This window comes from Xanthobacter sp. DMC12, from assembly GCF_056314105.1.
In genome coordinates, this window is record NZ_JBQUYZ010000008.1 from 83,560 (window position 1) to 106,463 (window position 22,904).

A 22,904-nucleotide genomic window follows, 5' to 3' on the forward strand; every position below is an offset into this window, starting at 1 on the left:
CAGCAAGCTTGCTCCTTGTATTGATACCAATCAAGGGCAGAGCGCGACGCGCGGCGATCCGGCGCAACCCGAACCGGCGCGGCACAATTTCCGCAATGCAATAACAGAGGCCCAACTCCGATGCCTCTGGCTGCCTCACCTGACGAGGTCTAGCAGACGCGGGAGGAAGTCATCGAAATTAGCCGACACTTGTTCCCGCGACAGCGCCAGGGTAACGACCGTAATTGAGGCCTGCGGACCGGGCAGTAGTGCATTGATGAGAAAAAGCTTTTTTCCATCGTCTTTTATGACGTCCTGCCAAGCCGTAAAAACCTCAATAGCGCCAACGGTGGAGACCGAACGCAGACTCACGGCCGATCGGCTGCCCTTCATGGTCTTCATCTCGTTATCGCTGTTAATGCGCTGCTGCTGCATGAACAGCTCGGGCGTAACACCCCGCAGGACCTCACGGTGCCGAACAATGCTAACGAATGCGTCAGTTCCACCGCATGATTGCGCACGGCAGACGAAAAGGAGATCACCCGAGCTGGACCGCTCGCGCTCCCACCCGACGACGTTCTGCGGCAGGACCGTCTGTGCCGAGGCCAAGACCGTCGAGAACATGAGGCCCGCGATAATACCGAGAATGACGCGCAGTCCGGGCATGAAAAGGATTCCATTATTTCAGGCGGGGGCGGCGGGAAGGGAGCCGCACGATCCACCGTCGCCTACACGGCGGCAAACCCGCCTTGCTTATCATCAAATTGCCCCTTGCGAAGGCGGTACGAATCCCCTACATCCGCGTTGCCCAAATTCGCACGTGCCTGTGGTCGCGTGTCGGTCGGTAGGATCTCCGGACAAGAGGCCGGAAAGCTGCCAGGACGATCGACAAGCCGGAGGGAACCGGCCCACCCCGCTCCTCAATGCGGGGGACGTGACTTGAAGCAACGACGTAAGGGCTTTTTTGGTCTCGGTCGGCCCTCCAAAGGTCGGCGTTACTAAAGAGGCACTACATCTTGCCGGCCGTGCGGAGCGGGACTCTCCCTCTCCAATCGTGCGCAGTCGTCCTCGCTCCTGCTTTGCCTTGCGGCCAAGCGGGCGGTTCTGCTGCCGTTCGGTCCGATGATGCGGCCGGGTAAAGCCCCGGCGAAGCGGGTACGGCCCGCAGACGTCCGGCGTGTCCACATCGCCGGGCGAATGCGAGCGCGTGCCCCGGGCTCTCCCAGAAGGAGCGTCCGTCCTGTCGTCGCGCAGTTCCCTGCGCTTCACTGGCTTCAGGTCACGGGGAGGTATCCATGACCGATCGCATCCGCGAATTCCTGCGTACCCGGCGAGAGGATGGCCCCTGCGTGGTGGTGGACCTCGACGTGGTCCGTACCAACTATCTCTCGTTCGCCCGCGCGCTGCCGGACACCCGCGTGTTCTATGCCGTGAAGGCGAACCCCGATGCCGCCATCCTGCAGGCGCTGGAGGAGCTCGGCTCCTCGTTCGATTGCGCCTCCACCGGCGAGATCGACATGGTGCTCGCCACCGGCGCGGGCGCCGACCGCATCTCCTTCGGCAACACCATCAAGAAGGAGCGCGACATCGAGCGCGCCTTCAAGCTGGGCGTGCGCCTGTTCGCGGTCGATTCCTACGAGGAAGTCGAGAAGATCGCCCGCGTCGCCCCCGGCGCCAAGGTGTTCTGCCGCATCCTCTGCGACGGTGCCGGCGCCGAATGGCCGCTGTCCCGTAAGTTCGGCTGCGAGCCGGAGATGGCCGCGGACGTGCTGGAGCACGCCCATCGCCTCGGCCTCGCCGCCTATGGCGTGTCCTTCCACGTGGGCTCGCAGCAGAAGAACGTGCACGCCTGGGACGGCGCGCTCGCGTCCGCCGCCGCGATCTTCCGCGCCTGCGCCGAGCGGGGCATCTCGCTGTCCATGGTCAACCTGGGCGGCGGCTTCCCCACCCGCTACCTGCAGGACGTGCCGGGCGCCATCTCCTATGGCGAGGCGATCTTCGCCTCCCTGCGCCGCCACTTCGGCAACGCCATCCCGGAGACCATCATGGAGCCGGGCCGCGGCATGGTGGGCAATGCCGGCCTCATCGAGACCGAGGTCGTCCTCATCTCGAAGAAGTCCGAGCAGGACGCCATGCGCTGGGTCTATCTCGACATCGGCAAGTTCGGCGGCCTCGCCGAGACGATGGACGAGGCGATCCGCTACCCGCTGCGCACCCCGCGCGACGGCGACGACACCGCCCCCTGCGTGCTCGCCGGCCCGACCTGCGACTCCGCCGACGTGATGTATGAGAAGACCCCGGTCGAGCTGCCGCTTTCGCTCTCCATCGGCGACAAGATCATCATCGAGGCGTGCGGCGCCTACACCACCACCTATTCGGCGGTGGCGTTCAACGGCTTCCCGCCGCTGAAGTCGTACGTGATCTGAGGGCGGCTCCCGCCCGAAGATCCCCAAGCCCGCGCGGCGCTTGAGCGAAGCCACGCACGACCACCAGCGCGGCGCTTGAGCGAAGCCGTGCAAAACCGCCCGCGCGGCGCCCGAGCGTATTCCGCGACCCGGCCGCACAAGGTCCCCCGGCATCGGCTTCCCGCCGTCCGGGGCGTGAGGAGGGGATGTATCCCCTCGTCTTCCGCACCCGTCCGAAAGGCATGTCGCCTGGCTGCAACGCAGCCGGGGCGGGCTTCTTCACCTCTCACGTTGGCGCAGGAGTTGCCGATGACCGAGATCGTGCTTGAATCCGTGGAAGATGTGGCCCCCCGCGAGGCCCTGCTCGACCTGTGCATGGGCGAGGGGCGCAAGGCCAAGTCCTCCGAGCGTCTGCGCGAGGGCCGCCTGCCGGCGGAAGGCCTCGCCTTCTCCGCCCACGGCCCGGACGGCCGTCTGGCGGGCACCGTGCGGCTGTGGAACGTGACGGCGGGCCCTGCCCGTCCGGCGCTGCTCCTCGGCCCGCTCGCGGTCCATCCCTGGTTCCGCACCCGCGGGCTCGGCGGCGCCATGATGCGCGCGTCCATCGCGGCGGCGCGGGCCAAGGGCCATGGCGCCATCCTGCTGGTGGGCGATGCGGCCTATTACGAGCGCTTCGGCTTCTCCGCGGAGAAGACCGGGGAGCTGTGGATGCCCGGCGCCTACGACCGCAACCGCCTGCTGGCGCTGGAGCTGAAGGCCGGCGTGCTGGATGGCGCCCGCGGCCTCATCAGCCCCACCGGCGCCCGCATTGCCCTGCCCTCGCTGGAAGAGCTGCTGGCACCGGCGCTGCTGAAGACCGCCTGAGCGTATCGCGCAAAGAAAATCCCCGGCTTGATGGATCGAGCCGGGGATTTTTGTTTCTGGACCGGGTTTGAGGTCAGCTCTTCCGAGGCCGCTTCGGCTTCGGCGCGGCGAGGCGGTGCGCCGCCTGGAGCGCCGAGGCCAGCGTCGCTTCATCCACCATGGTCAAGTCGCAGCGGGTCGCGCCCATCCGTCCCCATCCGCCCGGAACCGGCGCGAAGGCCGCAGGCTCCTGCTCGCAATAGAAATCGCGCAAATCGGGATCGAACATCAGATTAAGATCGCGCCCGCTCGGCCCCAGGGTCGCAAAGGTCTTGCGCGGCGTGCGGAATGCGCAGCGGTCGAAGTGTGGCGCCTCGCTCGCCTCGGGCAGAGCGAGGGCCATCTCCCGGACACGGGCGGCGTCGACAGCCATGAAGGCCTCCCATTGACGGGAGGCCTCCGTCAGCCTCACCGCACGATGATGTTCTTGAACTGCCAGGGATCCTCGAGGTCGAGATCCTCGGGGAACAGCTTCTGCCGGCCGGTGAGGGGCGTCCAGTCGGTATAGGTGCCGATCATCGGGCCGAGATAGGGCGTCTGCACTTCGAGGCAGCGGCGGAAGTCCATCTCGTCGGCCTCCACGATGCCCGCCTCGGGATTTTCCAGCGCCCACACCATGCCGGCCAGCACGGCGGAGGTCACCTGCAGGCCGGTGGCGTTCTGGTAGGGCGCGAGTTCGCGCGTCTCCTCGATGGAGAGTTGGGAGCCGAACCAGTAGGCGTTCTTGGCGTGGCCGTAGAGCAGCACGCCCAGTTCGTCGATGCCGTCGACGATCTCGTGCTCGTCGAGGATCTTCCAGCTCTCCTGGAAGTGCCCGCCGTTGCCGAACATCTCGTGCAGCGACAGCACCGCATCGTTGCAGGGATGGTAGGCGTAGTGGCAGGTCGGGCGGTAGACCACCTGGTCGCCGTCGCGCACCGTGAGGTAGTCGGCGATGGAGATGCTTTCGTTGTGGGTGACGAGGAAGCCGTACTGGGCCTGCGGCGTCGGCGTCCACGAGCGCACGCGGGTGGCGGCGCCGGGGGAGAGCAGGTAAATGGCCGCGCCGCAGCCCGCCTCATGCGTGCGGCCGTCCGGCGGCAGGCTCTTCTCGTGGGTGCCCCAGCCGAGCTCCGCCGGCTGCAGGCCCTCGGAGACGAAGCCCTCCACCGACCAGGTGTTCCAGAACTGGCCCATGACCTTGGGCTCGCGGGCGCGCTGGGTGTCGCGCTCGGCGATGTGGATGCCCTTCACGCCCACTGCGCGGGCGAACTGGGCCCACTCCTCGCGGGAGGTCGGCTCGGGCCGGTCGAGGCCGGTGTCGTGGGCGATGTTGAGCAGCGCCTGCTTCACGAACCAGGACACCATGCCCGGATTGGCGCCGCAGGTGGACACCGCGGTGGTGCCGCCGGGGTTGCGACGGCGGGCGGCGAGCAGGCTCTCGCGCAGCGCATAATTGGTGCGCGCGGCGGTGGGCATGTCCTCGTCGAAATAGAAGCCCTTCCAGGGCTCGACCACGGTGTCGATGTAGAGCGCGCCGATCTCGCGGCACAGCTCCATCACGGCCACCGAGGACACGTCCACCGAGAGGTTCACGCAGAAGCCCTGGCCGGCGCCGTTGGTCAGCAGCGGTGTGAGCAGGTCGCGGTAGTTCTCGGCGGTGACTTCGGACTGGACGAAACGGATGCCCCGGGAATCGAGCAGCTTGCGGTGGTCCGCCACCGGATCGATCACCACCATGCGCTCGCGGTCGAAATCGAAATGGCGCTCGATAAGCGGCAGGCAGCCCCTGCCGATGGAGCCAAATCCGATCATCACGATGGGGCCGTCGATCTTTGCGTGGACCGGCCAGTCGCTCATGGTGAAACACTCCTCGGGAGTAGCGGCGCCGGTTCATCGGGGCGCCGCGAAAGTCACAGGACGCGCGAAACCGGGGCAACCCGTGGACTCGCGCGGCGTGGAGACGATGCCGCGCACGGGCGCGGGGCGGAAACGCCGCCGCGCAGAGGCGCGGCGAGCGGGTCAAGGCCGCGCGGAAGCGCAGGCGCGCGCACCATGGGAAAAGCGCAGCCCGGCGTCAACCGGAGAGCTTGAGCAAAGCCGGCAAACCAAGCAGCGGCGCGGGTGCGGCGGGTTTGGATCAGCGCCGGGTTTCGACCTTCACCGGCATGGCGTCCACGTGGAACAGGGCTGGAAACAGCCGGGTCCAGAGTGCCACCACGAGGAGCGTTCCGACGCCCCCCACGACCCCTGCGCCCACCGCGCCGATGAGCGCGGCGACCATGCCGGATTCGAATTCCCCGAGCTGGTTGGAGGTGCCGACGAACAGGGAATTCACCGCGCTGACCCGCCCGCGCATCTCGTCCGGGGTGGAGAGCTGCACGAGGGAGGAGCGGATGACGACGCTCACATTGTCCGCAGCGCCCAGCACGAACAGCGCGCCCAGCGACAAAAGGAAGCTGGAGGAGAGCGCGAACACCACCGTCGCCACGCCGAACATCGCCACGGCGGCGAACATGACGTGTCCCACCTGCCGCGTGGGCGGCCGGCGCACCAGCACGATGGACATGAGCACCGCCCCCACCGCGGGCGCGGCGCGCAGCGCGCCGAGGCCCTGCGTTCCCACCTGCAGGATCTCGGCCGCATAGATGGGCAGCAGCGCAGTGACGCCGCCCAGCAGCACCGCGAACAGATCAAGGGAGATGGAGCCCAGCACCACCGGGCTGCGGCGGATGAAGGCGAGCCCGGAGAGCAGTGTCTCCAGGGTCATCGCGTTGCGCGGCCCCGGCGCATGCACATGGCGGATGAAGGCCATGGCAGCCGCAGCCACGGCGTAGCAGGCCGCCGCCAGCGTCAACGGCACGGCCGGCCCGAAGATATAGGCGAAGCCGCCCACCGCCGGGCCGGCGATGGTCGCCATCTGCATGGCGGAGGAGGCCACCGCCAGCGCGCGGGGCAGGACCTCGCCGGGAACGAGGCGAGGCAGCAGCGCCGCCATGGTGGGTGCCTCGAACGCGCGGCTCGCCCCGATGGTGACGACGGCAGCATAGATCGGCAGGAGGCCGGCATGGCCGGAGCCCTCCGCGAGGGCCAGCGCGCCGACCGTGAGCGCCGACACCGTCTGGCAGGCGAGCACGATACGCCGGCGGTCGAAGGTATCGGCCACGTGACCCACCAGCAGTGTCAGGCACAGGATGGGCAGGAACTGCGCAAGCCCCACGAGGCCGAGGGCGGCGGCGCTGCCGGTGAGGCTGTAGACCAGCCAGCCCACCACGACGCCCAGCATCTGGAAGGCAAGCGCCGAGGAGACGCGGCTGATCCAGAACAGGACGAAGGCGGGATGATCCCGCAGCCGCTGCGGCACGGCGGGCGCGGCGATGGTCACGACGGCGGCAAGGGTCGGAGCGGGGCAGTCACGGGGCAGATCCGTGTGGGAGGTCCGCGGGGCTGGGTCCGGGAAAAGGACCCTGCCCGAGTACCGTTACAGGCAGGGGTTGGCAACTCCTGCCCCAGCGTCCGCTCACGAACCGTTCAACCACTTGCCGTTCAACCGCTTGCCGTTCAGCCTCGCACCGTTCAATCGCTCGCCAGAATGTGGTTCTGGACGATGGGATAGACCTGACCCGCCCATTTGCGGCCCGAGAACACGCCGTAATGGCCGACGCCCGCCTGCATGTGATGGCGCTTCTTGTGCGGACGCAGCGCCGAGCAGATGTCCTGTGCCGCCATGGTCTGGCCGATGGAGCAGATATCGTCCCGCTCGCCTTCCACCGTCAGCAGCGACGTCTTGCGGATGGCGCGAAAATCGATGGGCCGGCCGCGGTAGGTCAATTCGCCCTTGGGCAGACGGTATTCCTGGAACACGTAGCGCACGGTCTCCAGGTAGAATTCGGCGGCCAGATCCAGCACGGCGAAATATTCGTCGTAGAAGGCCTTGGTGGTCTCGGCCTTCTCCTCGTCGCCCTCGGCGAGGGAGTTGTAGAGGTCGAGATGCGCCTTGATGTGCCGCGTGAGGTTCATGTTCACGAAGGCGGTGAGCTGGAGAAAGCCGGGATAGACCCGCCGCCCCGAGCCAGCAAAACCCTTGGGCACCGTCGAGATCAGGTTCTTCTCGAACCAGGAGATGGGCTTCGAGGTGGCGAGCTCGTTCACCTTGGTCGGGTTGATGCGGCAGTCGATGGGCCCGGCCATCAGCGTCATCGAGGCCGGCACCGCCGGATTCTTCTCCTGCGCCATCACCGCCGCGGCGACGAGAGACTGCACGCACGGCTGGCACACCGCCACGAGATGGGCGCCCGGCCCCATGATCTCCAGGAAGCGGATGACGTGCTCGACATAATCGTCAAAGCCGAACGGACCGGCCGAAAGCGGCACCTCGCGGGCATTGTGCCAGTCCGTGATGTAGACGTCATGGTCCGGCAGCATCGTCTTCACGGTATTGACAAGCAGCGTCGCGAAATGACCGGAGAGCGGCGCCACCACGAGGACGCGCGGCTGGGCGATGTCCACGTCCTTCTTGAACCGCAGCAGGGTGCCGAAGGGCAGGACGGCGGTGTTTTCCTCCGTCACCTGCACTTCGCGATTGCCGACTTCAACCGTTTTGATGCCGAAGGACGGTCGGCCATGGGTGAGGCCGGCCCGCTCGATCAGCTCGCAGGCGGCCGCGATCTGCCGGAAGCCGAGATGGCCGTAGCCGTTGACGAGGGGGCCGTTGAGGGTCTGCCGCGCGAGGCTGGCGAAGAACCTCATCGGGCTCATGAGGTCGGCCTGGGCCTGATAGGCGGAGTACATCATGGCAGCGTGCGCCGGACCGTCCGGCACCGCGGTGCCAGAGGAGTGAACCTGGAAGAAGTCTGCAGCATGATGCCGAAAGGTCCTTCTGCTCCGCGTCCCCCACGCCCGGCCCCCGACGGCCGGCGGAAGCATTAAGTAGTTGTCGCAGGCCCAGCTTTCCGCTTTGCAGCAAGCCTGAACAGATGTACCTGTTAAGTTGATATTGGAGCTATGCGTGGTGCATTGCAACACGCATCCTTAGCAGTAGGGCCGACGGCCGAGCGACCGCGCCGGATGCCCGATCAAAATCGAAGCCGCCGGCTGCGCCAAAAACAAACAAAGGCGGAAGGGTCGAGGGGAACGGTCAGGTCAGGGATCGCAAATCCGAGGCACGGGACAGGCATGGCGACGCTCACCATCTCCAGCAAGAATTACTCCTCCTGGTCCATGCGCGGCTGGCTGCTGTGCAAGATGGCCGGCCTCTCCTTCGAGGAGGAGCGGGTGCCCACCGACGATCCCGACGCCAAGGCGGAGCTGCTGCTGCTGTCGCCCTCCTTCCTCGTCCCGCGCCTGGTGCACGAGGACGTGACGGTGTGGGACACGCTGGCCATCGCCTCCTTCCTCAACGAAGTCTTCCCCGAGGCCGGTCTGCTGCCCGCCGACCGCGCGGTGCGCGCCCATTGCCTCTCCATCTCGGGAGAGATGCACTCGGGCTTCGCCAACATGCGCTCGGCGCTGCCGATGAACATCAAGGCGCACTATCCCGGCTTCAAGGTGTGGGCCGGCGCGCAGGCGGACATCGAGCGCATCACCGCCATCTGGCGCGGCTGCCTCACTGCCCACGGCGGGCCGTTCCTGATGGGCGCGGCGCCGACGCTGGCGGATGCCATGTATGCGCCGGTCTGCTCCCGCTTCACCACCTACGACGTGAAGCTCGATCCGGAATCCGAGGCCTATCGCGCCCGCATCATGGAGCTGCCGCTGGTTCGGGAGTGGATCGACGGCGCGTTCTCCGAGCCGGAAGAACTGGAAGAGCTGGACGCCGAATTCTGATCCGGCCGGACCCGTTCGGGTGATCGAAACGGCGGCCGCCGCCGTCTCCTCCATCAATCCGGGGCTGATCGCCGCCGGCTTCGCCGTGCTCGTGCTGGCGGGCATGGTGAAGGGCGTCATCGGCATGGGGTTGCCCACGGTCGGCATCGGGCTGCTCAGCGTGTTCCTTGCCCCGCCCGAGGCGGCCGCGCTGCTGATCCTCCCCTCCACCGTCACCAATTTCTGGCAATACTTCACCGGGCCAAACGTGCTCGGCATCGCCCGGCGCTTCTTCTGGATGATGGTGATGGTGGCGGCCGGCACGCTCGTCGGGGGCCTTCTGCTGGGCGGCCTCGCCTCGCCCGCGGCGCAGCCGGTGCTGGGGGCGACGCTGCTGGCCTACGCGGCGCTGGGCCTGTCCTCGGTGCAGCTGAAGGTGCCAGTGCGCCACGAACCCTGGCTGTCCCCGGTGATGGGCCTCCTCACCGGTCTCGTCACCGGCACCACCGGCGTCTCGGTGATGCCCTCTGCGCCCTATCTGCAGTCCCTGGGACTGGCGCGGGACGATCTGGTGCAGGCCCTCGGCCTCACCTTCATCGTCTCCACCACGGCCCTCGCGGTGGTGCTGTTCCATCCGGGAGACGGCGGCGGGGCATTGGCCGATCCCGCCACCGCGCTCGCCTCGGCGGCCGCGTTGCTGCCCGCCTTCATCGGCATGCAGCTCGGCGCCATGGTGCGCCGGGCGGCCTCGCCGCAGATGTTCCGGCGCATCTTCTTTTCCGGGCTCGGCCTGCTCGGCACCTACATGCTGGTGCGCGGCCTCATCTGATCCGGCCGCCCCTCACTCGGAGAGGCGGTGGATGTCGTGGATGACGATGCCGATGGAATCGTCCGGCTTCCTCAGCCATTCCTTGCGGCGCAGGGTCTTCACCGTGTCCTCGTAGCCGGTCTGCCAATGCTCGCGCATGGAGGTCTGCGAGAACTCGTAGTCCTTGGATTCCCGCTCGTAAGTCTTTTCCTGATAGATCAGGTGGCAGATGTTGACCGGGCCGGAGCTGGAATAATCGTCGATGAGGGCGATGTCCTCCTCGGTGCGCAATTGCTCGGGAATGCGCTGGAGTGCGTCGTAGAGCTTGGAGCGCAGGTCCTGCACGCGGCGGAACACGTCGGTGGTGTAGCGGGTGCGGCTCGAATAGGCGACGTCCTTCTGCCGCTCGGACACGTCGAACATGTCGCGCGGCAGCTGCCCGCGGGCGCTGAAGAGATCGACCTGGAACACCAGCGCGCTCGGATGGTCCGGCTGGTCGAGCAGGAATTGCAGCGGGGTGTTGGAGACGACGCCGCCGTCCCAGTAGAACTCGCCGTCGATTTTCACGGCCGGGAAGCCGGGCGGCAGCGCGCCGGAGGCCATGATGTGCTCGGGAGCGATCTTGTGCTCCTGATTGTCGAAATAGATGAAATTGCCGGTGCGCACATTCACCGCGCCCACGGAGAAGCGCTTCTCGCGGGAATTGATGCGGTCGAAATCGACGAGCCGCAGCAGCGTGTCGCGCAGGGGCGAGGTGTCATAGAAGGAGGTCGCGCCCGGCGCCCCCGACGGCAGCATCCAGGGATTGGGGAAGCGCGGCGTGAAGAAGCCGGGCTGGCCCTGAAGGATCGTGCGGGCAGCGCTCAGTTGGTTGCGCCACTGGCGGTAGATGTCGCCTTCGAGGTTGAACGGCAGGATCCGCTGGGAGGTGATGGTCTCCCAGAAGTCCCTGAGCTTGGTCACCCGGTCCTGCGGCGCATTGCCGGCGATGATGGCCGAGTTGATGGCGCCGATGGACACGCCGGAGATCCAGTTGGGATCGCACCCCACCTCCGACAGCGCCTCGTAGACGCCGGCCTGGTAGGCACCGAGCGCTCCGCCGCCCTGGAACACCAGCGCAACACGCTTGTATTCGTCGATGATGTCACACAGCTCGCTGGAGCGCTGGTTGGCAGCCTCGGTCATCGGCCTTCATCCCCTTGAAATTGTTCCCCCGGCCCGACGGTGCCCGGGGCGCCGCCGGAATCATCAGGTCAGGCGCCTTCCTTCATATAATCGTAGACCACCTGGCCGAGGCCGAGCGTCAGGTCGGCCTTGATGTGAACGGCGGAGAGGACCTCCAGCACCGGCAGGGCCGCGACGTTGCACAGCGCGTGCGGGAACAGGCCGAGCGCGCCAGGCCCGACCCAGCATTCCTTGAGCGTGACGTCCTCGAGATAGTAGCGGACCAGCTCGCAGATGCGGGGGGTCGCGTCCACGTCCGGGATGATCTTGAGCAGGAAGCTAGGGGTCAGGAGGGAGGCGAGCACCTTCTCCTTGTCGCCGGCCTTCCACTTGTAGCCCATGGAGCCGGAGGCGCAGAGCACGCTGCCGTAGTGGAGCGTGCCGACCAGCGTGTCGGTCTCCACCTCGAGCTTGGGACGCGCGTACTTCTTGGGGAAGCCCCACAGCTCGCGGCCGCCGGCGATGGGCGATTCATCGTCCAGATACATGGAGTGGACGTAGCCGCCCTCCTGGCCGTTGAAACGGACCGGGATGACCTGTCCGGTTTCGGTGTAGTCACCGAAGCCGGTGGAATCGGGCATGCGGATGAATTCGTACTTCACCACCGGCTCGGTGATCTCGAGCGGCTCGGGCACCACCTTGGCCAGGGCCTCCGGATCGGTCCGGTAGGTGATGATGAGATATTCGCGGTCAATGAAGCGATACGGGCCCGGCGGAAACGACGGGTTGGTGAGCGGCATCGAGTAGGCAGTGCGTCGAACGTCGGCGATCTTCATCGGCGGGTCTCTCGTGCGGCTGTCGCGTTTCGCACCTGCGAATGGACGGCCGTCAACGTAAAGCGGCGCGCCCGCCCTGAAAAGCCGCCCGGCCGCGCAATCCGCCTAACCGGCTAAGGACTTCGCTCCGATTCCCGCACGATTTGGCGCCGGAAGCACCGATGCGGTTCAGAAGGCGAGCAGCCCGCCCTTGCCCTTGTCCGTGCCGAACGCAAGCGCCCCGCCGGAGCCGTGCCAAGCCATGGCGGTCACGGGGTCGCTGTCGGGCGCGCGCAGCAGGATCTCCGCGCCGTCCGAGATGCGCACCATCATCACCATGCCGTCCTCATAGCCGATGGCGATGACCGGGTCCTTGGGGTGCGGCGCCACCACCGTCACCCGCGTGGTGGGCGAGGGCGCGAGCATCATGGGCTCCTTCCCCATCGGGCCGTCCTTGGCCTGGAACGGCCACAGGATGGCCTCGCCGGAGCCGGAGGTGGCCAGCCACTTGCCGTCGGCGGTGAAGGCGAAGGACTTCACCCGCGAGGGATAGCCGGACATGCGCATGTGCGCTCCGTCCACCACGCGCCAACCGTGCAACGCCGGCTCCTGCATGGTGCTGACGAGGAAGCGGCCATCGGGCGAGAACACCACCCCGAGGTGCGAGCCCTTCCAGCCGTAGACCTCCGGCTTGGCGCCCGCCGCATTGGGAAACCACAGCGTCACGCCGCCGTAATGCGCCACCGCGAGGCGCAGGCCCTTGGGGGCGAAGGCAAGCCCGCCCACCGTGGAGGGCACCTCCAGCGACCTCGCCTCGCCCTTCTGCTGCAGCACATGGGCGATCTTGCCGGCCGAATAGGCGATGGCCCCGTCCGGCCCCAGCGCCACCCGGTCGATCCAGCGGCCCTTCTGCTGCGCCAGTTCGCGGGTGGTGCCGTCGGCGCGCGTCTCCATCACACGCCCGTCGTCGCCGCCGGTGACGAGCCGCCTGCCGTCGGAAACCGCGGCGAGCACGCCGCCGTCGTGGACCGGAACCGGGACCGGCGTTGCCCCCTCCTCCAGCCCGATCAGAAACACCGCGCCGTCCGTGCCCACGAAGGCGGCCTTCGCATCGAGGAAGGCGAGGGCGACGATGCCGGCCTCGAAGGCGAGCGGCCGGACCTTGCTGGTAAGGCTGGATGGGGCGGAAACCATGGTGCTCTGATCCCGGTGATGGACGGGGCGTTCCTTAAGGCACCGATGCGCGCCGCTGGCAAGGTGGCCCTCCCCCTTGGCCTTCGCACGGCGCGGCCGCATAAGGGCGGCGCGCGCCATGTTCGATACCACGCTTCCCATCGACGCCGTGCTCGGCGACATCCGCTCGACGCTCGCGTCCAATCCCTGCGCCGTGCTGGTGGCCCCACCCGGCGCCGGCAAGACCACGCGTGTGCCCCTTGCTTTGCTGGACGAGCCTTGGGCCGCGGGCGGAAAGATCCTCGTGCTGGAGCCGCGCCGCCTGGCCGCCCGCGCCGCCGCCCGGCGGATGGCGCAGACCCTCGGCGAGGCGGTGGGTGGAACGGTGGGCTTCCGCACGCGGCTCGCCTCCGAGGTGTCGCGCCGCACCCGCATCGAGGTGGTCACGGAAGGCATCTTCACCCGCATGGTGCTCGACGACCCGGAACTTTCCGGGGTCGCCGCCGTGCTGTTCGACGAATTCCACGAGCGCAGCCTGGATGCCGATCTCGGCCTCGCCCTCGCGCTTGATTCCCAGCGCGGGCTGAGAGACGACCTCAGGCTCCTCGCCATGTCGGCGACGCTGGACGGCGCCCGTGTCGCCTCGCTGATGGGGGCGAGCGCGCCCGCTCCGGTGATCGAGAGCGAGGGCCGCGCCTTTCCGGTGGAGACGGCCTATCTCGGCCGCGATCCCCGCGCGCCCATTGACCGCCAAATGGCCGACGCCGTCCGACGCGCGCTGGACCGGGAAGACGGCTCCATCCTCGCCTTCCTGCCCGGTGCCGCCGAAATCCGCCGCACCGAGGCACTGCTTCTGGAGCAGGTGCGCGACCCCAAGGTCGATATCGTGGCCCTGTTCGGTGCTCTCGATGCCGCGGAGCAGGACCGCGCCGTGCTGCCGGCACCGGCCGGACGGCGCAAGGTGGTGCTGGCCACCTCCATCGCCGAGACCTCGCTCACCATCGAGGGCGTGCGGGTGGTAGTGGATAGCGGCCTTGCCCGCGTGCCGCGCTTCGAGCCCGACGTAGGACTCACGCGACTCGAGACCATCCGCGTCTCCCGCGCCGCCGCCGACCAGCGCCGTGGCCGCGCCGGCCGCACGGAACCCGGGGTCTGCTATCGCCTCTGGAGCGAGGGCGAGACGGCGAGCCTCCCCGCCTTTGCCACGCCCGAAATCCTTGCCGCTGACCTGACCGGCCTCGTGATTGATCTTGCCCGCGTGGGCGTGCGCGATCCTGCCGCCCTCCCCTTCCTCGATCCGCCCCCCGCGCCCGCCGTGACCGAGGCGAAGGCGCTGCTGCGCCTCCTCGGCGCGCTCGATGCCGAAGAGGCGGTGACGCCGCTGGGCCGCCTCATGGCGCGCCTGCCCTTGCCCCCGCGCCTCGCCCATATGGTCGCCATCGGCGCGGCGCGCGGTGTTGGCCGTCTCGGTGCGGAGATCGCCGCGCTTTTGGTGGAGCGCGGCCTCGGCGGCGACAGCGTGGACCTGCTGGCGCGGCTCGACGGCTTCCGCCGCGACCGCTCCCGCCGCGCGGAGGACTCCCGTCGCCTCGCAGCCCGTTGGGCGGAGATGGCGGGGCGGGAGGCGGCGGCGGGAGAGCATGGGGGAGGAGCGCCCCCCTCTCCCGCGGCGTTGCTGGCGCTCGCCTTTCCCGACCGTGTGGCCAAGGCGCGGGAGGGACGGGCCGGCGAGACGCAGATCCGCTTCCTGATGGCCAACGGCCGGGGCGCGGTGCTGGAGGGCACCTCCCCGCTCGCACGCGCCCCGTTCCTTGCGGTGGCGGAAGCCTCCGGTCGCGCGGAAGGCGCCCGCATCACCCTCGCCGCCGCGCTCCCGCCCGAGGAGATGGAAGCGCTGTTCGCGGACGATATCACCTCCGGCCTCGAAATCGCCTTCGATCCGGCCGCCATGGCCGTGCGGGCGCGGGAGGTGCGGCGGCTCAGGGCGCTGGTGCTCGCGGCGCGGCCGCAGCCGGTGCCAGCGGACGGAGAAACCGCGCGCGCCCTCGCCCGCGGCATCGCCGACGCTGGAATCGAGCGCCTGCCTTTCTCGGCAGCCTCGCGGCAGTGGCGTGAACGGGTCATGTTCCTGCGCGCGGCCGAGGGCGAACCCTGGCCCGACCTCTCCGATGCGGCGCTGGCGGCATCGGCGGAGACGTGGCTCGCGCCCTTCCTCACCGGCCGAACGTCGCTGGCCGACATCTCGGGCGCGGACGTGGGCAATGCCCTTCACGCTTTGCTGCCCTATGAACTGACGGCCCGGCTGGAGGCCGAGGCGCCAACCCATTTCACAGCGCCCACCGGCTCGCGCCTCGCCATCGACTATGGGGCCGAGGGCGGGCCGGCCGTGGAAGTGAGGGTTCAGGAGCTGTTCGGCCTCACCGCCCATCCCACCATCGCCGGCGGGCGGGTGCCCCTCACCCTCGCGCTGCTCTCACCCGCGCACCGGCCGATCCAGGTGACGAAGGACCTGCCGCAATTCTGGCGCGGCTCGTGGCGCGACGTGCGGTCTGACATGCGCGGCCGGTATCCCAAGCACCCCTGGCCGGAAAACCCGGCCGAGGCGCCCCCCACCACCCGGGCCAAGCCGCGCGGGACGTGAGGGGTTTGCCGCGGCTCACTCCGTCGGAATGGCCCGCGGCCGACCCTCGCCATCGATGGCGACGAAGGTGAAGACGGCCTCGGTCACCTTGGTGGACTGCTCGCTCTCGCGCGCCCGGCGCCAGGCCTCGACCTCGATGCGCAGCGAAGTGCGGCCGACGCGCGCGATGTTGGCGAACAGGCTCACCTCGTCGCCCACCGCCACCGGGGAGAGAAAGCTCATCGCCTCGACCGCCACCGTGGCCGCGCGGCCGCGCGAGCGCCGGGCAGCCACGTTTCCGGCGGCAAGGTCCATCTGCGACATCAGCCAGCCACCGAAGATATCGCCGCTCGGATTGGTGTCCGCCGGCATGGCGATGGTGCGGATGACCGGAATCCCGTCCGGCATCTGCGACTCCTTGTCGTGCATCCCTTCTCCCCGCACGCCTGAGGCGTGCTCACTCCAACGTTCCGCCGAAGCTGATAGCAAAATTTCGCCGCAGCGCAGCCAAATTTGATCCATCTCAGAGAATCGGAAACGCGGGCGTGGTTTCTAGCACTTGTCCATGTCTTTTCGGGGCAGACAGGGCATGGATGACCGGCTCCGCCTTGCTGTGTGGGCGGAGCCGGTATCTCTTTCAGCCGAACCTTTTCACAAGGCCGGCACATGATTCCGCCGGAACGAGGCTTCCTCGTTACCGGCGGTTTTCATTTGGGGCCGTCCGCATCGGAGGCCGCCATGGTCCAGATCCGTCCCGAAAGCCGCATCCGCCGCCGCGCCCTCGCCGCCACGGTGCTGGCTGGAGCGCTCGCCTCCGCGCTCGCCCCGATGGCGCAGGCCTGCACGCGCGCGGTCTATCTGGGCTCCGACGGCATCGTCATTACCGGCCGGTCCATGGACTGGATGGAGGACATGCGCACCAATCTGTGGGCCTTCCCGGCCGGCATGGCGCGCGATGGGGCGGCGGGAGCCAACACGCCGAAATGGGTGTCGAAATACGGCAGCGTCATCGCCTCGGGCTATGACGTGGGCTCGGCCGACGGCATGAACGAGAAGGGCCTCGTCGCCAACCTGCTCTACCTCGCCGAATCCGAATATGAGAAGCCCAACGGCAAGCCGGCCCTCTCCATCAGCGTCTGGGCGCAATACGTGCTCGACAATTTCGCCACCGTCGCCGAGGCGGTCACGGCCCTTTCCGCCGAGCCGTTCGTGGTGGTCACGGCGAACCTGCCCAACGGCTCCGGCGCCCAGCTCCACCTCGCCATCTCCGATCCATCCGGCGACAGCGCCATCTTCGAGTATCTCGGGGGCAAGCTGGTGGTGCACCACGGCCGGCAATACCAAGTGATGACCAACTCGCCGAGCTACGACCAGCAGCTCGCGCTGAACAGCTACTGGCAGGAGATCGGCGGCACCGTGTTCCTGCCCGGCACCAACCGCGCGGCAGACCGCTTCGCCCGCGCCAGCTTCTTCATCAAGGCCATCCCCACCAAGGCGGCGCCGGAAATCCTGTCCGCCGTTCCGGACAAGACCTACGCCAATCAAGCGGTGGCGAGCGTCGCCAGCGTGATGCGCTCGGTGAGCGTGCCGCTCGGCCTCACGACGCCGGGCGAGCCGAACATCGCCTCCACTCTGTGGCGGACGGTGAGCGACCAGAAGGACAGGGTCTATTTCTTCGATTCCGCGACCAGCCCGAACACCTTCTGGGTGCCCCTCGCCGACCTCGACCTGAAGGTCGGCGCGCCGGTGAAGAAGCTCGATCTCACCGGCGGCAAGGTCTATGGCGGCAACGCGGCCGCGCGGTTCGTTCCGGCACAGCCCTTCACCTTCCTGCCCGTCAAGGTTGACTGACCGGCGCGCCCGGGCCTCCGGTCACTGAGGCGGCGGCGAGAAGGTGCTGGTGGAGGGCGGCGGAGCAAAACCGCCGCTCGACGGGGGCGGTGCGAACCCGCCGCCACTGGTGCCGCCGCCCGACGGGGGCGGGCCGAACACGTCCTTGGAGCCGGAAGACGAGCTGGAGGATGACGTGCTTGCGGGCGGCGCGCTCGCGGCGGCCGGTGCCGGGGCGGGCTGCGCGGCGGTCGCCGGAGGCTTCGGCTTCGGCCGCGAGGCGGACGGCTTGGGCCGCTCGCGCACCTCGGGCGTGCCCTGCGGGTCGAAGCCCACATAGATGATGTAGCGCTCCATCTCGTTCGGCTTCAGCAGCGGGAACGCGATCTGGTCCTCCACCACGGTGAAGGGCGCGTGGCCCGGATCGGCCGGAACATCGACGGCAACGGCGAAGAACTTGGTGGTGACGGTCTTGGGCGAGGGCCCCTCGTTCACCACGGCAATGCGAACGGGCACCTTCACCTGCCCGGGGCTGCCCTTTTCGCCCATCAGGACGCGGCCTTCGATACCCACCTTCACCATCATCATGCCGTTGGCGATGGTGCATTCGCGGGCGAGGCGGCCGATGGTGGCCTGGTATCGCAGCCCGCCGCCGGTGGTGACCTGCCAGCTCCCGGCGCCGGTGCGCACGGTGAGCATGGGGCAATCGTAGGACACTTGATCCGGACCGGCACCGACCACGAGCGAGCCGGAGGTGGCGCTGTTCACGACACCGGCAGAGGTGGCGCCCGGCGTCGCAATGGTGGTGCCGCCGGCGACGCCGGTGTCCTGCGCACCGAAGGAGCCATCGAGGCCTTCGCCGCCAGCGCAGCCGGCGAGGACGGCCGCCATGAGGCCGGGCAGCATCAGCCGCGCGACGGGCAGCCGGAGGAACGTGAAGCCGCGGACAGCCGGCGGAGACGACAGGGGTGCGGACACGCGCCTGGGCACCGTCACGGGCCCGTCGGTGGCCCGGATCTGCGCGACCGTCCGTGTTGCACCCGCCATATCGTCAACTCCATGGGCGCCCTGGATCGCGCGCTTATAGCAAAGGGAAGCCGGCATGAGGACTCCCCGCCCGCCCCTGCGGGTCCCCGGCGCCGGCTCCGTGAAAGTAAGGTTACCGGGCCCCGTCAGCCCCCGAGACCGACGGGCTTGCCCACCACCACCGTGAGCGCATCCTTCGCCGTGGCCAGCCGGCCGGCGACGCGCTTGAGGTCGTCGAGGGTGACGGCGGCGATGAGGGCGTTGCGGCGGTCGATGTAATCGATGCCGAGCTCGTCGAGCTGGATCTGCAGCAGCTGGCCGGCGACCTTGGACGAGGTGTCGAAGCGCAGGGCATAGCTGCCCATCAGATAGCTCTTCGCCTCCTCCAGCTCCTTGGCGGTCGGCCCGTCCTTCAGGATCTGGCCGAACTCGTGGGTGATGAGGGAGATGGATTCCGCCGCCCGCTCGTTCTTGGTGGCCGTGCCGGCGAACCAGAGGCCCACGTGGGAGAGGGCCACCTGATAGGAATAGACCGAATAGGCGAGCCCGCGCGCCTCGCGCACTTCCTTGAACAGGCGCGAGGAGAAGGCGCTGCCGCCGAGGATGTGGTTGAGCACATAGGCCGGGATGAAATCCGGGTCGCGCCGCTCCAGTCCGCCGGTGCCCATCACCACCACCGACTGCGAAACGTCGAGGGGGATGACCTCCACCGTGCCGATCTTCTGCGGCGTCACATTGGCGACGGGAACGAGCGTCGCCTGGGCCGGAAGCTTGCCGAACACCTCGTCGAGCCGCTTGCCCAGCTCCTCGGCGCTGATGTCGCCGACCACGGCGACGCGCAGATTGGAGCGGGCGAAAGTCTTGCCGATGAAGCCGGCGATGTCCTCGCGGGTCAGCTTGGCGACGCTATCCAGCGTGCCATCCACCGGGCGGCCATAGGGATGGCCCGGGAAGGCGAGCGCGAACCAGCGGTCGTTGGCGATGGCATTGGGCTCGGTGGAGCGGCGGCGCAGCATTGCGAGCTGGGAGGCGCGGATGCGCTCCACCGCCTCACCATCGAAACGCGGCTCGTTCACGGCGAGGCGCAGCAGCTCGAAGGCCTTGTCGCGGTTTTCCGAGAGGGTGCGCAGGGACCCGCGCATCTCGTCGCGGCCGGCGTCGAAATGCAGTTCCACCGCATGATCGGCCAGCGCCCGCTGGAAGGCGTCGGAATCCATCGCACCGGCGCCCTCGTCCAGCAGCGAGGAGGCGAGGTTGGCAAGGCCCGCTTGCTCCGGCCCGTCCTGGGCCGCGCCGCCGAGGAAAGCGAACTCGAAGGCAATGAGCGGAAGCGTGGTGTCGTGGACCAGCCAGGCCTTGATGCCGCCGGGGCTCGTCACCTCGGTGATGCGGCTCGACTGGGACTGCGCCGTATCAGCGGCGAGAAGGGAAAGGGCCATCGTAACCATCGCAAGAAAGAGCCGGGCGGCAGGGCGAAGGCCCGCGCCCGCGAAAAAGGCGCGCCGGCCCGAACGGGCCGGCGAACGGAACGCGAAAGCCGGGACGGCCGTCGTCACGAGCGATTGTCCTTCTTGCCGTCCTTGCCCGCCTCGCCCGCCTTCGGCTCGGCCTGCTTGAGGTAGCCGGTCACGGCACGATCGGTGACGAGGTAGCGGCGAGCCACGTCGCGGACCTGATCTGCGGTCACCGCCTTGAGCCGCTCTGGCCACTCGCGGACGTCCTTGGCAGAAAGGCCGGTGGCCCAGGAGGCGCCGTAGATGCGCGCGAGCGTCGCCTGGTTGTCCTGCGCGTAAATGGTGTCGGCGATGAGCCGGGTCTTGGCGCGGGCCAGTTCCAGGTCATCGACCCCCTTGTCCTGCAGCTCGGCCACCACCGCATCCACGGCGGCCTCCAGCGTCTCGAGGCTCACGCCCGGGCGCGGCGAGGCATAGGCGACGAAGCGCGTCGCGTCGTAGGCCGTCCCCTGATACCAGGAGCCGGCACCGGCCGCGAGGCCCTTCTCCGCCACCAGCGTGCGGTACATGCGGCTGGTCTGTCCGCCGCCGAGGATGTGGGAGAGCACTTCCAGCGCTTCCGCATCACCCGGCGCGGCGGTGCGAGCGGACGGCACGAGATAGGAACGCTGCAGGCTGGGCTGGGCGACGCGCGGGTCGGCGAGCGACACCCGCCGGTGGGCACGCGGCTCCGGCTCCTGCGGCCGGCTGCGCGGCGGAGTGTCGGCCTGGGCGACCTTGCCGTAAGTCTTTTCCGCCAGAGCCTTCACCTCGGCGGGGTCGACGTCGCCGGCCACCACCAGAAGGGCGTTGTTGGGGGCATAGAAGCGGCGGTAGAAGGCCAGGGCGTCCTCGCGGTTGAGGCCCTTGATCTCGTGCTCCCAGCCGATGATCGGGTGCTGGTAGGGATGGTTCACGTAGGTCGTGGCCTGCAGCACCTCGGAGAGACGGGCGCCGGGATCGTTGTCCGTGCGCATGCGGCGCTCTTCCAGCACCACGTCGCGCTCGGGCAGCACCACCTCGTCGGAGAGCTTGAGGCCGCGCATGCGGTCGGCCTCGAAGCCCATCACCGTCTCAAGGTGCTCCTTCGCCACGCGCTGGAAATATGCGGTGTAATCCTGCGAGGTGAAGGCGTTCTCCTGCCCGCCGAGCCGCGCCACCTCGGCCGAGAACTGGCCCTGCGGGTGCGCATCCGTGCCCTTGAACATCAAATGCTCGAGGAAATGGGCGATGCCGGACTTGCCCGGCTGCTCGTCGGCCGATCCCACCTTGTACCACACCATGTGGGTGACCACCGGTGTGCGGTGATCGGGGATGACCATGACCTGAAGGCCGTTGGCGAGCTTGAATTCGGTGACTTCGGGGCCCGCCGCGTCGGCAAGGCGGGGAGAAAATGCGGCCGCTCCAGCGGCGAGAATGGCAACCATGGCGAGACGGCTCATCTGCACGTGACGATCTTTCGGCATTCGACGCACCCGCGGGCGCGTCCGTCAAGGAAAGATAGGAGGCCCGCCGCCGCCGAAAAGGACCGGCCGGAGCGGTATCGGGCCGCGCCTGCAGACCGTTCGACCCTCGCGTCCGTCACTGGCGATCGAACAGGGTCGGCATCTTCCAGGGCTCCTTCTTCTCCTCCACCACGCCATAGGGGGCATTGGGGGCGGGCGTCTGGTAGCCGGGCGGCGGCTGGATCAGGTTTTCACGGTTCGGCTCACCGTTGAACGTGAGCTGCTCCTGCTTGGCACCACCGAGCCCGGGGAAGCTGAACGAGCCCAGCTGGCTCGGCATCAGCACGTCGCGCGTGGAGCCGGCGCCCACCGGCTCGGTCGGCGCCGTGCTGTTGCCCACCGCCCGCTTCTTGCTGCGGTTCAGTTCGGACGGCATCAGCGGCTTGCCCGGATCATCGCGGAGGATCGGCTGCTTCGCCGCCTGCGCCGCGGCGGCGCGGCGCTGCTGGTCGTAGTCCTTCGGCCAGTTGGGATTGACCTCGGCGGCGCTCTTCTGGGGCGCGGGCAGGGCATCCGGAACGCGCGGCGGCACCACGAGGGGCGCGCGCTCGCGATAGTCGATCTCCGGCTTGTCCTCTTCCTCCTTGAGGCCGAGGATCTGCATCGCGCTCTCGAAGATATTGGTGCTGCCGTCGAGGCTCTGCGCGGCGGCCGGGGCGGGCGCGGCGAGCATCACGGCAAAGGCGGCCAGCAGCACGCCGCCGCCGAGACGGCGCGGAGCCAGATGGAGTGCGGGGGACAGGATGGCGCCAGCCGCGCGCGGCGCGGCATCAGCGCTATGCGGGAAAAGGGAAATCTCTCGCATGGGTCTCACGTCCTCGATGCCATCCTCTAATGCGTTCTCAAAGCATGCGCTCTCACAGCTCGCGCTCGGCCTTGGACCGGGGCGCCATTGGCGCGGCCGAGGGCGGCGATTTTGAGGCGCCACCGAGAAATGCATCGTAAAGAAGCAGGCCCACGCCCACAACAACCGCCACATCGGCCAGGTTGAACACGTACCAACGGTACCCGAAGGCGTGGAGCGACACGAAATCGAACACCGCGCCATAGACCACGCGGTCCACCGCATTGCCGATGGCGCCGCCGATCAGCAGGCCCAGCGCGAACGCCTCGAACCGGCTGCGGGCGCGGGCCAGCCACACGGCGAACAGGATGGCCGCCGCCACCTTGATGGCCACCAGCACCCAGCGCCCGGTCTCCCCCTGGGGAAACAGGCCGTAGCTGATGCCGTAATTCCACAGCGCGGCGAAGTCGATGAAGGGCGCGACGGGCTTGATCGGCGCATTCCAGGAGGCCGACCATGCGAGCACGAGGCCCTTGGAGGCCTGATCCGCCACCAGCACCGCGAGTGCGACGAGAAGACCGAAGAAGATGGGACGGCGCTGCAAGGGGCCTCTCT

General features: G+C 68.4%; 20 protein-coding genes. 6 read left to right on the forward strand and 14 right to left on the reverse strand.

Annotated elements, in window-relative coordinates:
- Positions 1-135: 135 nt before the first annotated feature.
- The gene (locus tag ACT535_RS23215) at positions 136-645 is read right to left on the reverse strand and encodes a hypothetical protein (RefSeq protein WP_168457175.1); all 510 of its coding nucleotides are present in this window, start codon (positions 643-645) and stop codon (positions 136-138) included.
- Between the two features lie 629 nt (positions 646-1,274).
- Here ACT535_RS23215 and ACT535_RS23220 point away from each other — a divergent pair.
- Positions 1,275-2,405 (forward strand): type III PLP-dependent enzyme, encoded by a 1,131-nt coding sequence (locus tag ACT535_RS23220; protein ID WP_168457174.1) that lies wholly within the window; start codon positions 1,275-1,277, stop codon positions 2,403-2,405.
- 288 nt (positions 2,406-2,693) lie between these two features.
- Positions 2,694-3,248: a GNAT family N-acetyltransferase gene (locus tag ACT535_RS23225; protein WP_476366201.1), complete on the forward strand. Its 555-nt coding sequence runs from the start codon at positions 2,694-2,696 to the stop codon at positions 3,246-3,248.
- Between the two features lie 73 nt (positions 3,249-3,321).
- On the opposite strand, the gene ACT535_RS23230 is transcribed toward ACT535_RS23225, so the two are convergent.
- The 4 genes from ACT535_RS23230 to ACT535_RS23245 form a co-directional block, all read right to left on the reverse strand.
- Positions 3,322-3,660, reverse strand: a complete 339-nt coding sequence (locus tag ACT535_RS23230) for an MmcQ/YjbR family DNA-binding protein (RefSeq protein WP_476366202.1) — start codon at positions 3,658-3,660, stop codon at positions 3,322-3,324.
- Positions 3,661-3,695: 35 nt separating this feature from the next.
- Positions 3,696-5,126 carry a homospermidine synthase gene (locus tag ACT535_RS23235; protein ID WP_476366203.1) on the reverse strand — a complete coding sequence of 477 codons (1,431 nt, stop codon included), beginning with the start codon at positions 5,124-5,126 and terminating at the stop codon, positions 3,696-3,698.
- A 280-nt stretch (positions 5,127-5,406) separates the two neighbouring features.
- Positions 5,407-6,645: an MFS transporter gene (locus ACT535_RS23240; protein ID WP_476366269.1), complete on the reverse strand. Its 1,239-nt coding sequence runs from the start codon at positions 6,643-6,645 to the stop codon at positions 5,407-5,409.
- 197 nt (positions 6,646-6,842) lie between these two features.
- Positions 6,843-8,060, reverse strand: a complete 1,218-nt coding sequence (locus tag ACT535_RS23245) for a polyhydroxyalkanoate depolymerase (protein ID WP_168457171.1) — start codon at positions 8,058-8,060, stop codon at positions 6,843-6,845.
- Positions 8,061-8,441: 381 nt separating this feature from the next.
- On the opposite strand from ACT535_RS23245, the gene ACT535_RS23250 reads away from it, so the two are divergent.
- Positions 8,442-9,092 carry a glutathione S-transferase family protein gene (locus tag ACT535_RS23250; RefSeq protein ID WP_168457170.1) on the forward strand — a complete coding sequence of 217 codons (651 nt, stop codon included), beginning with the start codon at positions 8,442-8,444 and terminating at the stop codon, positions 9,090-9,092.
- A 19-nt stretch (positions 9,093-9,111) separates the two neighbouring features.
- Positions 9,112-9,900 carry a sulfite exporter TauE/SafE family protein gene (locus tag ACT535_RS23255; protein WP_476366204.1) on the forward strand — a complete coding sequence of 263 codons (789 nt, stop codon included), beginning with the start codon at positions 9,112-9,114 and terminating at the stop codon, positions 9,898-9,900.
- 12 nt (positions 9,901-9,912) lie between these two features.
- Here the strand turns inward: ACT535_RS23255 and ACT535_RS23260 are convergent, their stop codons facing one another.
- The 3 genes from ACT535_RS23260 to ACT535_RS23270 all read right to left on the reverse strand — a co-directional run bounded on the left by ACT535_RS23260 (position 9,913) and on the right by ACT535_RS23270 (position 13,052).
- The gene (locus ACT535_RS23260; RefSeq protein ID WP_168457169.1) at positions 9,913-11,064 is read right to left on the reverse strand and encodes a patatin-like phospholipase family protein; all 1,152 of its coding nucleotides are present in this window, start codon (positions 11,062-11,064) and stop codon (positions 9,913-9,915) included.
- Between the two features lie 68 nt (positions 11,065-11,132).
- Positions 11,133-11,879, reverse strand: coding sequence for an acetoacetate decarboxylase (locus ACT535_RS23265; protein WP_168457168.1), 747 nt, complete (start codon positions 11,877-11,879; stop codon positions 11,133-11,135).
- Positions 11,880-12,047: 168 nt separating this feature from the next.
- Positions 12,048-13,052 carry a WD40 repeat domain-containing protein gene (locus ACT535_RS23270; RefSeq protein WP_476366205.1) on the reverse strand — a complete coding sequence of 335 codons (1,005 nt, stop codon included), beginning with the start codon at positions 13,050-13,052 and terminating at the stop codon, positions 12,048-12,050.
- Between the two features lie 118 nt (positions 13,053-13,170).
- Between ACT535_RS23270 and hrpB the strand changes: the two genes are divergently transcribed.
- On the forward strand, positions 13,171-15,672 hold the full coding sequence (hrpB, locus tag ACT535_RS23275) for an ATP-dependent helicase HrpB (RefSeq protein WP_476366206.1): 2,502 nt from the start codon (positions 13,171-13,173) through the stop codon (positions 15,670-15,672).
- A gap of 15 nt (positions 15,673-15,687) precedes the next feature.
- Here the strand turns inward: hrpB and ACT535_RS23280 are convergent, their stop codons facing one another.
- Positions 15,688-16,080 (reverse strand): acyl-CoA thioesterase, encoded by a 393-nt coding sequence (locus ACT535_RS23280; protein WP_168457165.1) that lies wholly within the window; start codon positions 16,078-16,080, stop codon positions 15,688-15,690.
- Positions 16,081-16,389: 309 nt separating this feature from the next.
- On the opposite strand from ACT535_RS23280, the gene ACT535_RS23285 reads away from it, so the two are divergent.
- Positions 16,390-17,502, forward strand: coding sequence for a linear amide C-N hydrolase (locus tag ACT535_RS23285; RefSeq protein WP_476366207.1), 1,113 nt, complete (start codon positions 16,390-16,392; stop codon positions 17,500-17,502).
- Positions 17,503-17,523: 21 nt separating this feature from the next.
- Here ACT535_RS23285 and ACT535_RS23290 read toward each other — a convergent pair whose 3' ends face one another.
- The 5 genes from ACT535_RS23290 to lspA form a co-directional block, all read right to left on the reverse strand.
- The gene (locus ACT535_RS23290) at positions 17,524-18,459 is read right to left on the reverse strand and encodes a hypothetical protein (protein WP_476366208.1); all 936 of its coding nucleotides are present in this window, start codon (positions 18,457-18,459) and stop codon (positions 17,524-17,526) included.
- Positions 18,460-18,653: 194 nt separating this feature from the next.
- Positions 18,654-19,946: a M16 family metallopeptidase gene (locus tag ACT535_RS23295; protein WP_476366209.1), complete on the reverse strand. Its 1,293-nt coding sequence runs from the start codon at positions 19,944-19,946 to the stop codon at positions 18,654-18,656.
- 113 nt (positions 19,947-20,059) lie between these two features.
- On the reverse strand, positions 20,060-21,466 hold the full coding sequence (locus ACT535_RS23300; protein WP_476331147.1) for a M16 family metallopeptidase: 1,407 nt from the start codon (positions 21,464-21,466) through the stop codon (positions 20,060-20,062).
- Between the two features lie 115 nt (positions 21,467-21,581).
- Positions 21,582-22,310, reverse strand: coding sequence for a hypothetical protein (locus ACT535_RS23305; RefSeq protein ID WP_476366210.1), 729 nt, complete (start codon positions 22,308-22,310; stop codon positions 21,582-21,584).
- 52 nt (positions 22,311-22,362) lie between these two features.
- Positions 22,363-22,893 carry a signal peptidase II gene (gene lspA / locus ACT535_RS23310; protein ID WP_168457160.1) on the reverse strand — a complete coding sequence of 177 codons (531 nt, stop codon included), beginning with the start codon at positions 22,891-22,893 and terminating at the stop codon, positions 22,363-22,365.
- Positions 22,894-22,904: the final 11 nt, after the last annotated feature.

Excerpts from the sequence above, each read along its gene's own strand:
- ACT535_RS23215 (WP_168457175.1), bottom strand. The coding sequence starts at position 645 with ATGCCCGGACTGCGCGTCATTCTCGGTATTATCGCGGGCCTCATGTTC.
- ACT535_RS23220 (WP_168457174.1), top strand. The coding sequence starts at position 1,275 with ATGACCGATCGCATCCGCGAATTCCTGCGTACCCGGCGAGAGGATGGC.
- ACT535_RS23225 (WP_476366201.1), top strand. The coding sequence starts at position 2,694 with ATGACCGAGATCGTGCTTGAATCCGTGGAAGATGTGGCCCCCCGCGAG.
- ACT535_RS23230 (WP_476366202.1), bottom strand. The coding sequence starts at position 3,660 with ATGGCTGTCGACGCCGCCCGTGTCCGGGAGATGGCCCTCGCTCTGCCC.
- ACT535_RS23235 (WP_476366203.1), bottom strand. The coding sequence starts at position 5,126 with ATGAGCGACTGGCCGGTCCACGCAAAGATCGACGGCCCCATCGTGATG.
- ACT535_RS23245 (WP_168457171.1), bottom strand. The coding sequence starts at position 8,060 with ATGATGTACTCCGCCTATCAGGCCCAGGCCGACCTCATGAGCCCGATG.
- ACT535_RS23250 (WP_168457170.1), top strand. The coding sequence starts at position 8,442 with ATGGCGACGCTCACCATCTCCAGCAAGAATTACTCCTCCTGGTCCATG.
- ACT535_RS23260 (WP_168457169.1), bottom strand. The coding sequence starts at position 11,064 with ATGACCGAGGCTGCCAACCAGCGCTCCAGCGAGCTGTGTGACATCATC.
- ACT535_RS23265 (WP_168457168.1), bottom strand. The coding sequence starts at position 11,879 with ATGAAGATCGCCGACGTTCGACGCACTGCCTACTCGATGCCGCTCACC.
- ACT535_RS23270 (WP_476366205.1), bottom strand. The coding sequence starts at position 13,052 with ATGGTTTCCGCCCCATCCAGCCTTACCAGCAAGGTCCGGCCGCTCGCC.
- hrpB (WP_476366206.1), top strand. The coding sequence starts at position 13,171 with ATGTTCGATACCACGCTTCCCATCGACGCCGTGCTCGGCGACATCCGC.
- ACT535_RS23280 (WP_168457165.1), bottom strand. The coding sequence starts at position 16,080 with ATGCACGACAAGGAGTCGCAGATGCCGGACGGGATTCCGGTCATCCGC.
- ACT535_RS23285 (WP_476366207.1), top strand. The coding sequence starts at position 16,390 with ATGGTCCAGATCCGTCCCGAAAGCCGCATCCGCCGCCGCGCCCTCGCC.
- ACT535_RS23295 (WP_476366209.1), bottom strand. The coding sequence starts at position 19,946 with ATGGCCCTTTCCCTTCTCGCCGCTGATACGGCGCAGTCCCAGTCGAGC.
- ACT535_RS23300 (WP_476331147.1), bottom strand. The coding sequence starts at position 21,466 with ATGCCGAAAGATCGTCACGTGCAGATGAGCCGTCTCGCCATGGTTGCC.
- ACT535_RS23305 (WP_476366210.1), bottom strand. The coding sequence starts at position 22,310 with ATGCGAGAGATTTCCCTTTTCCCGCATAGCGCTGATGCCGCGCCGCGC.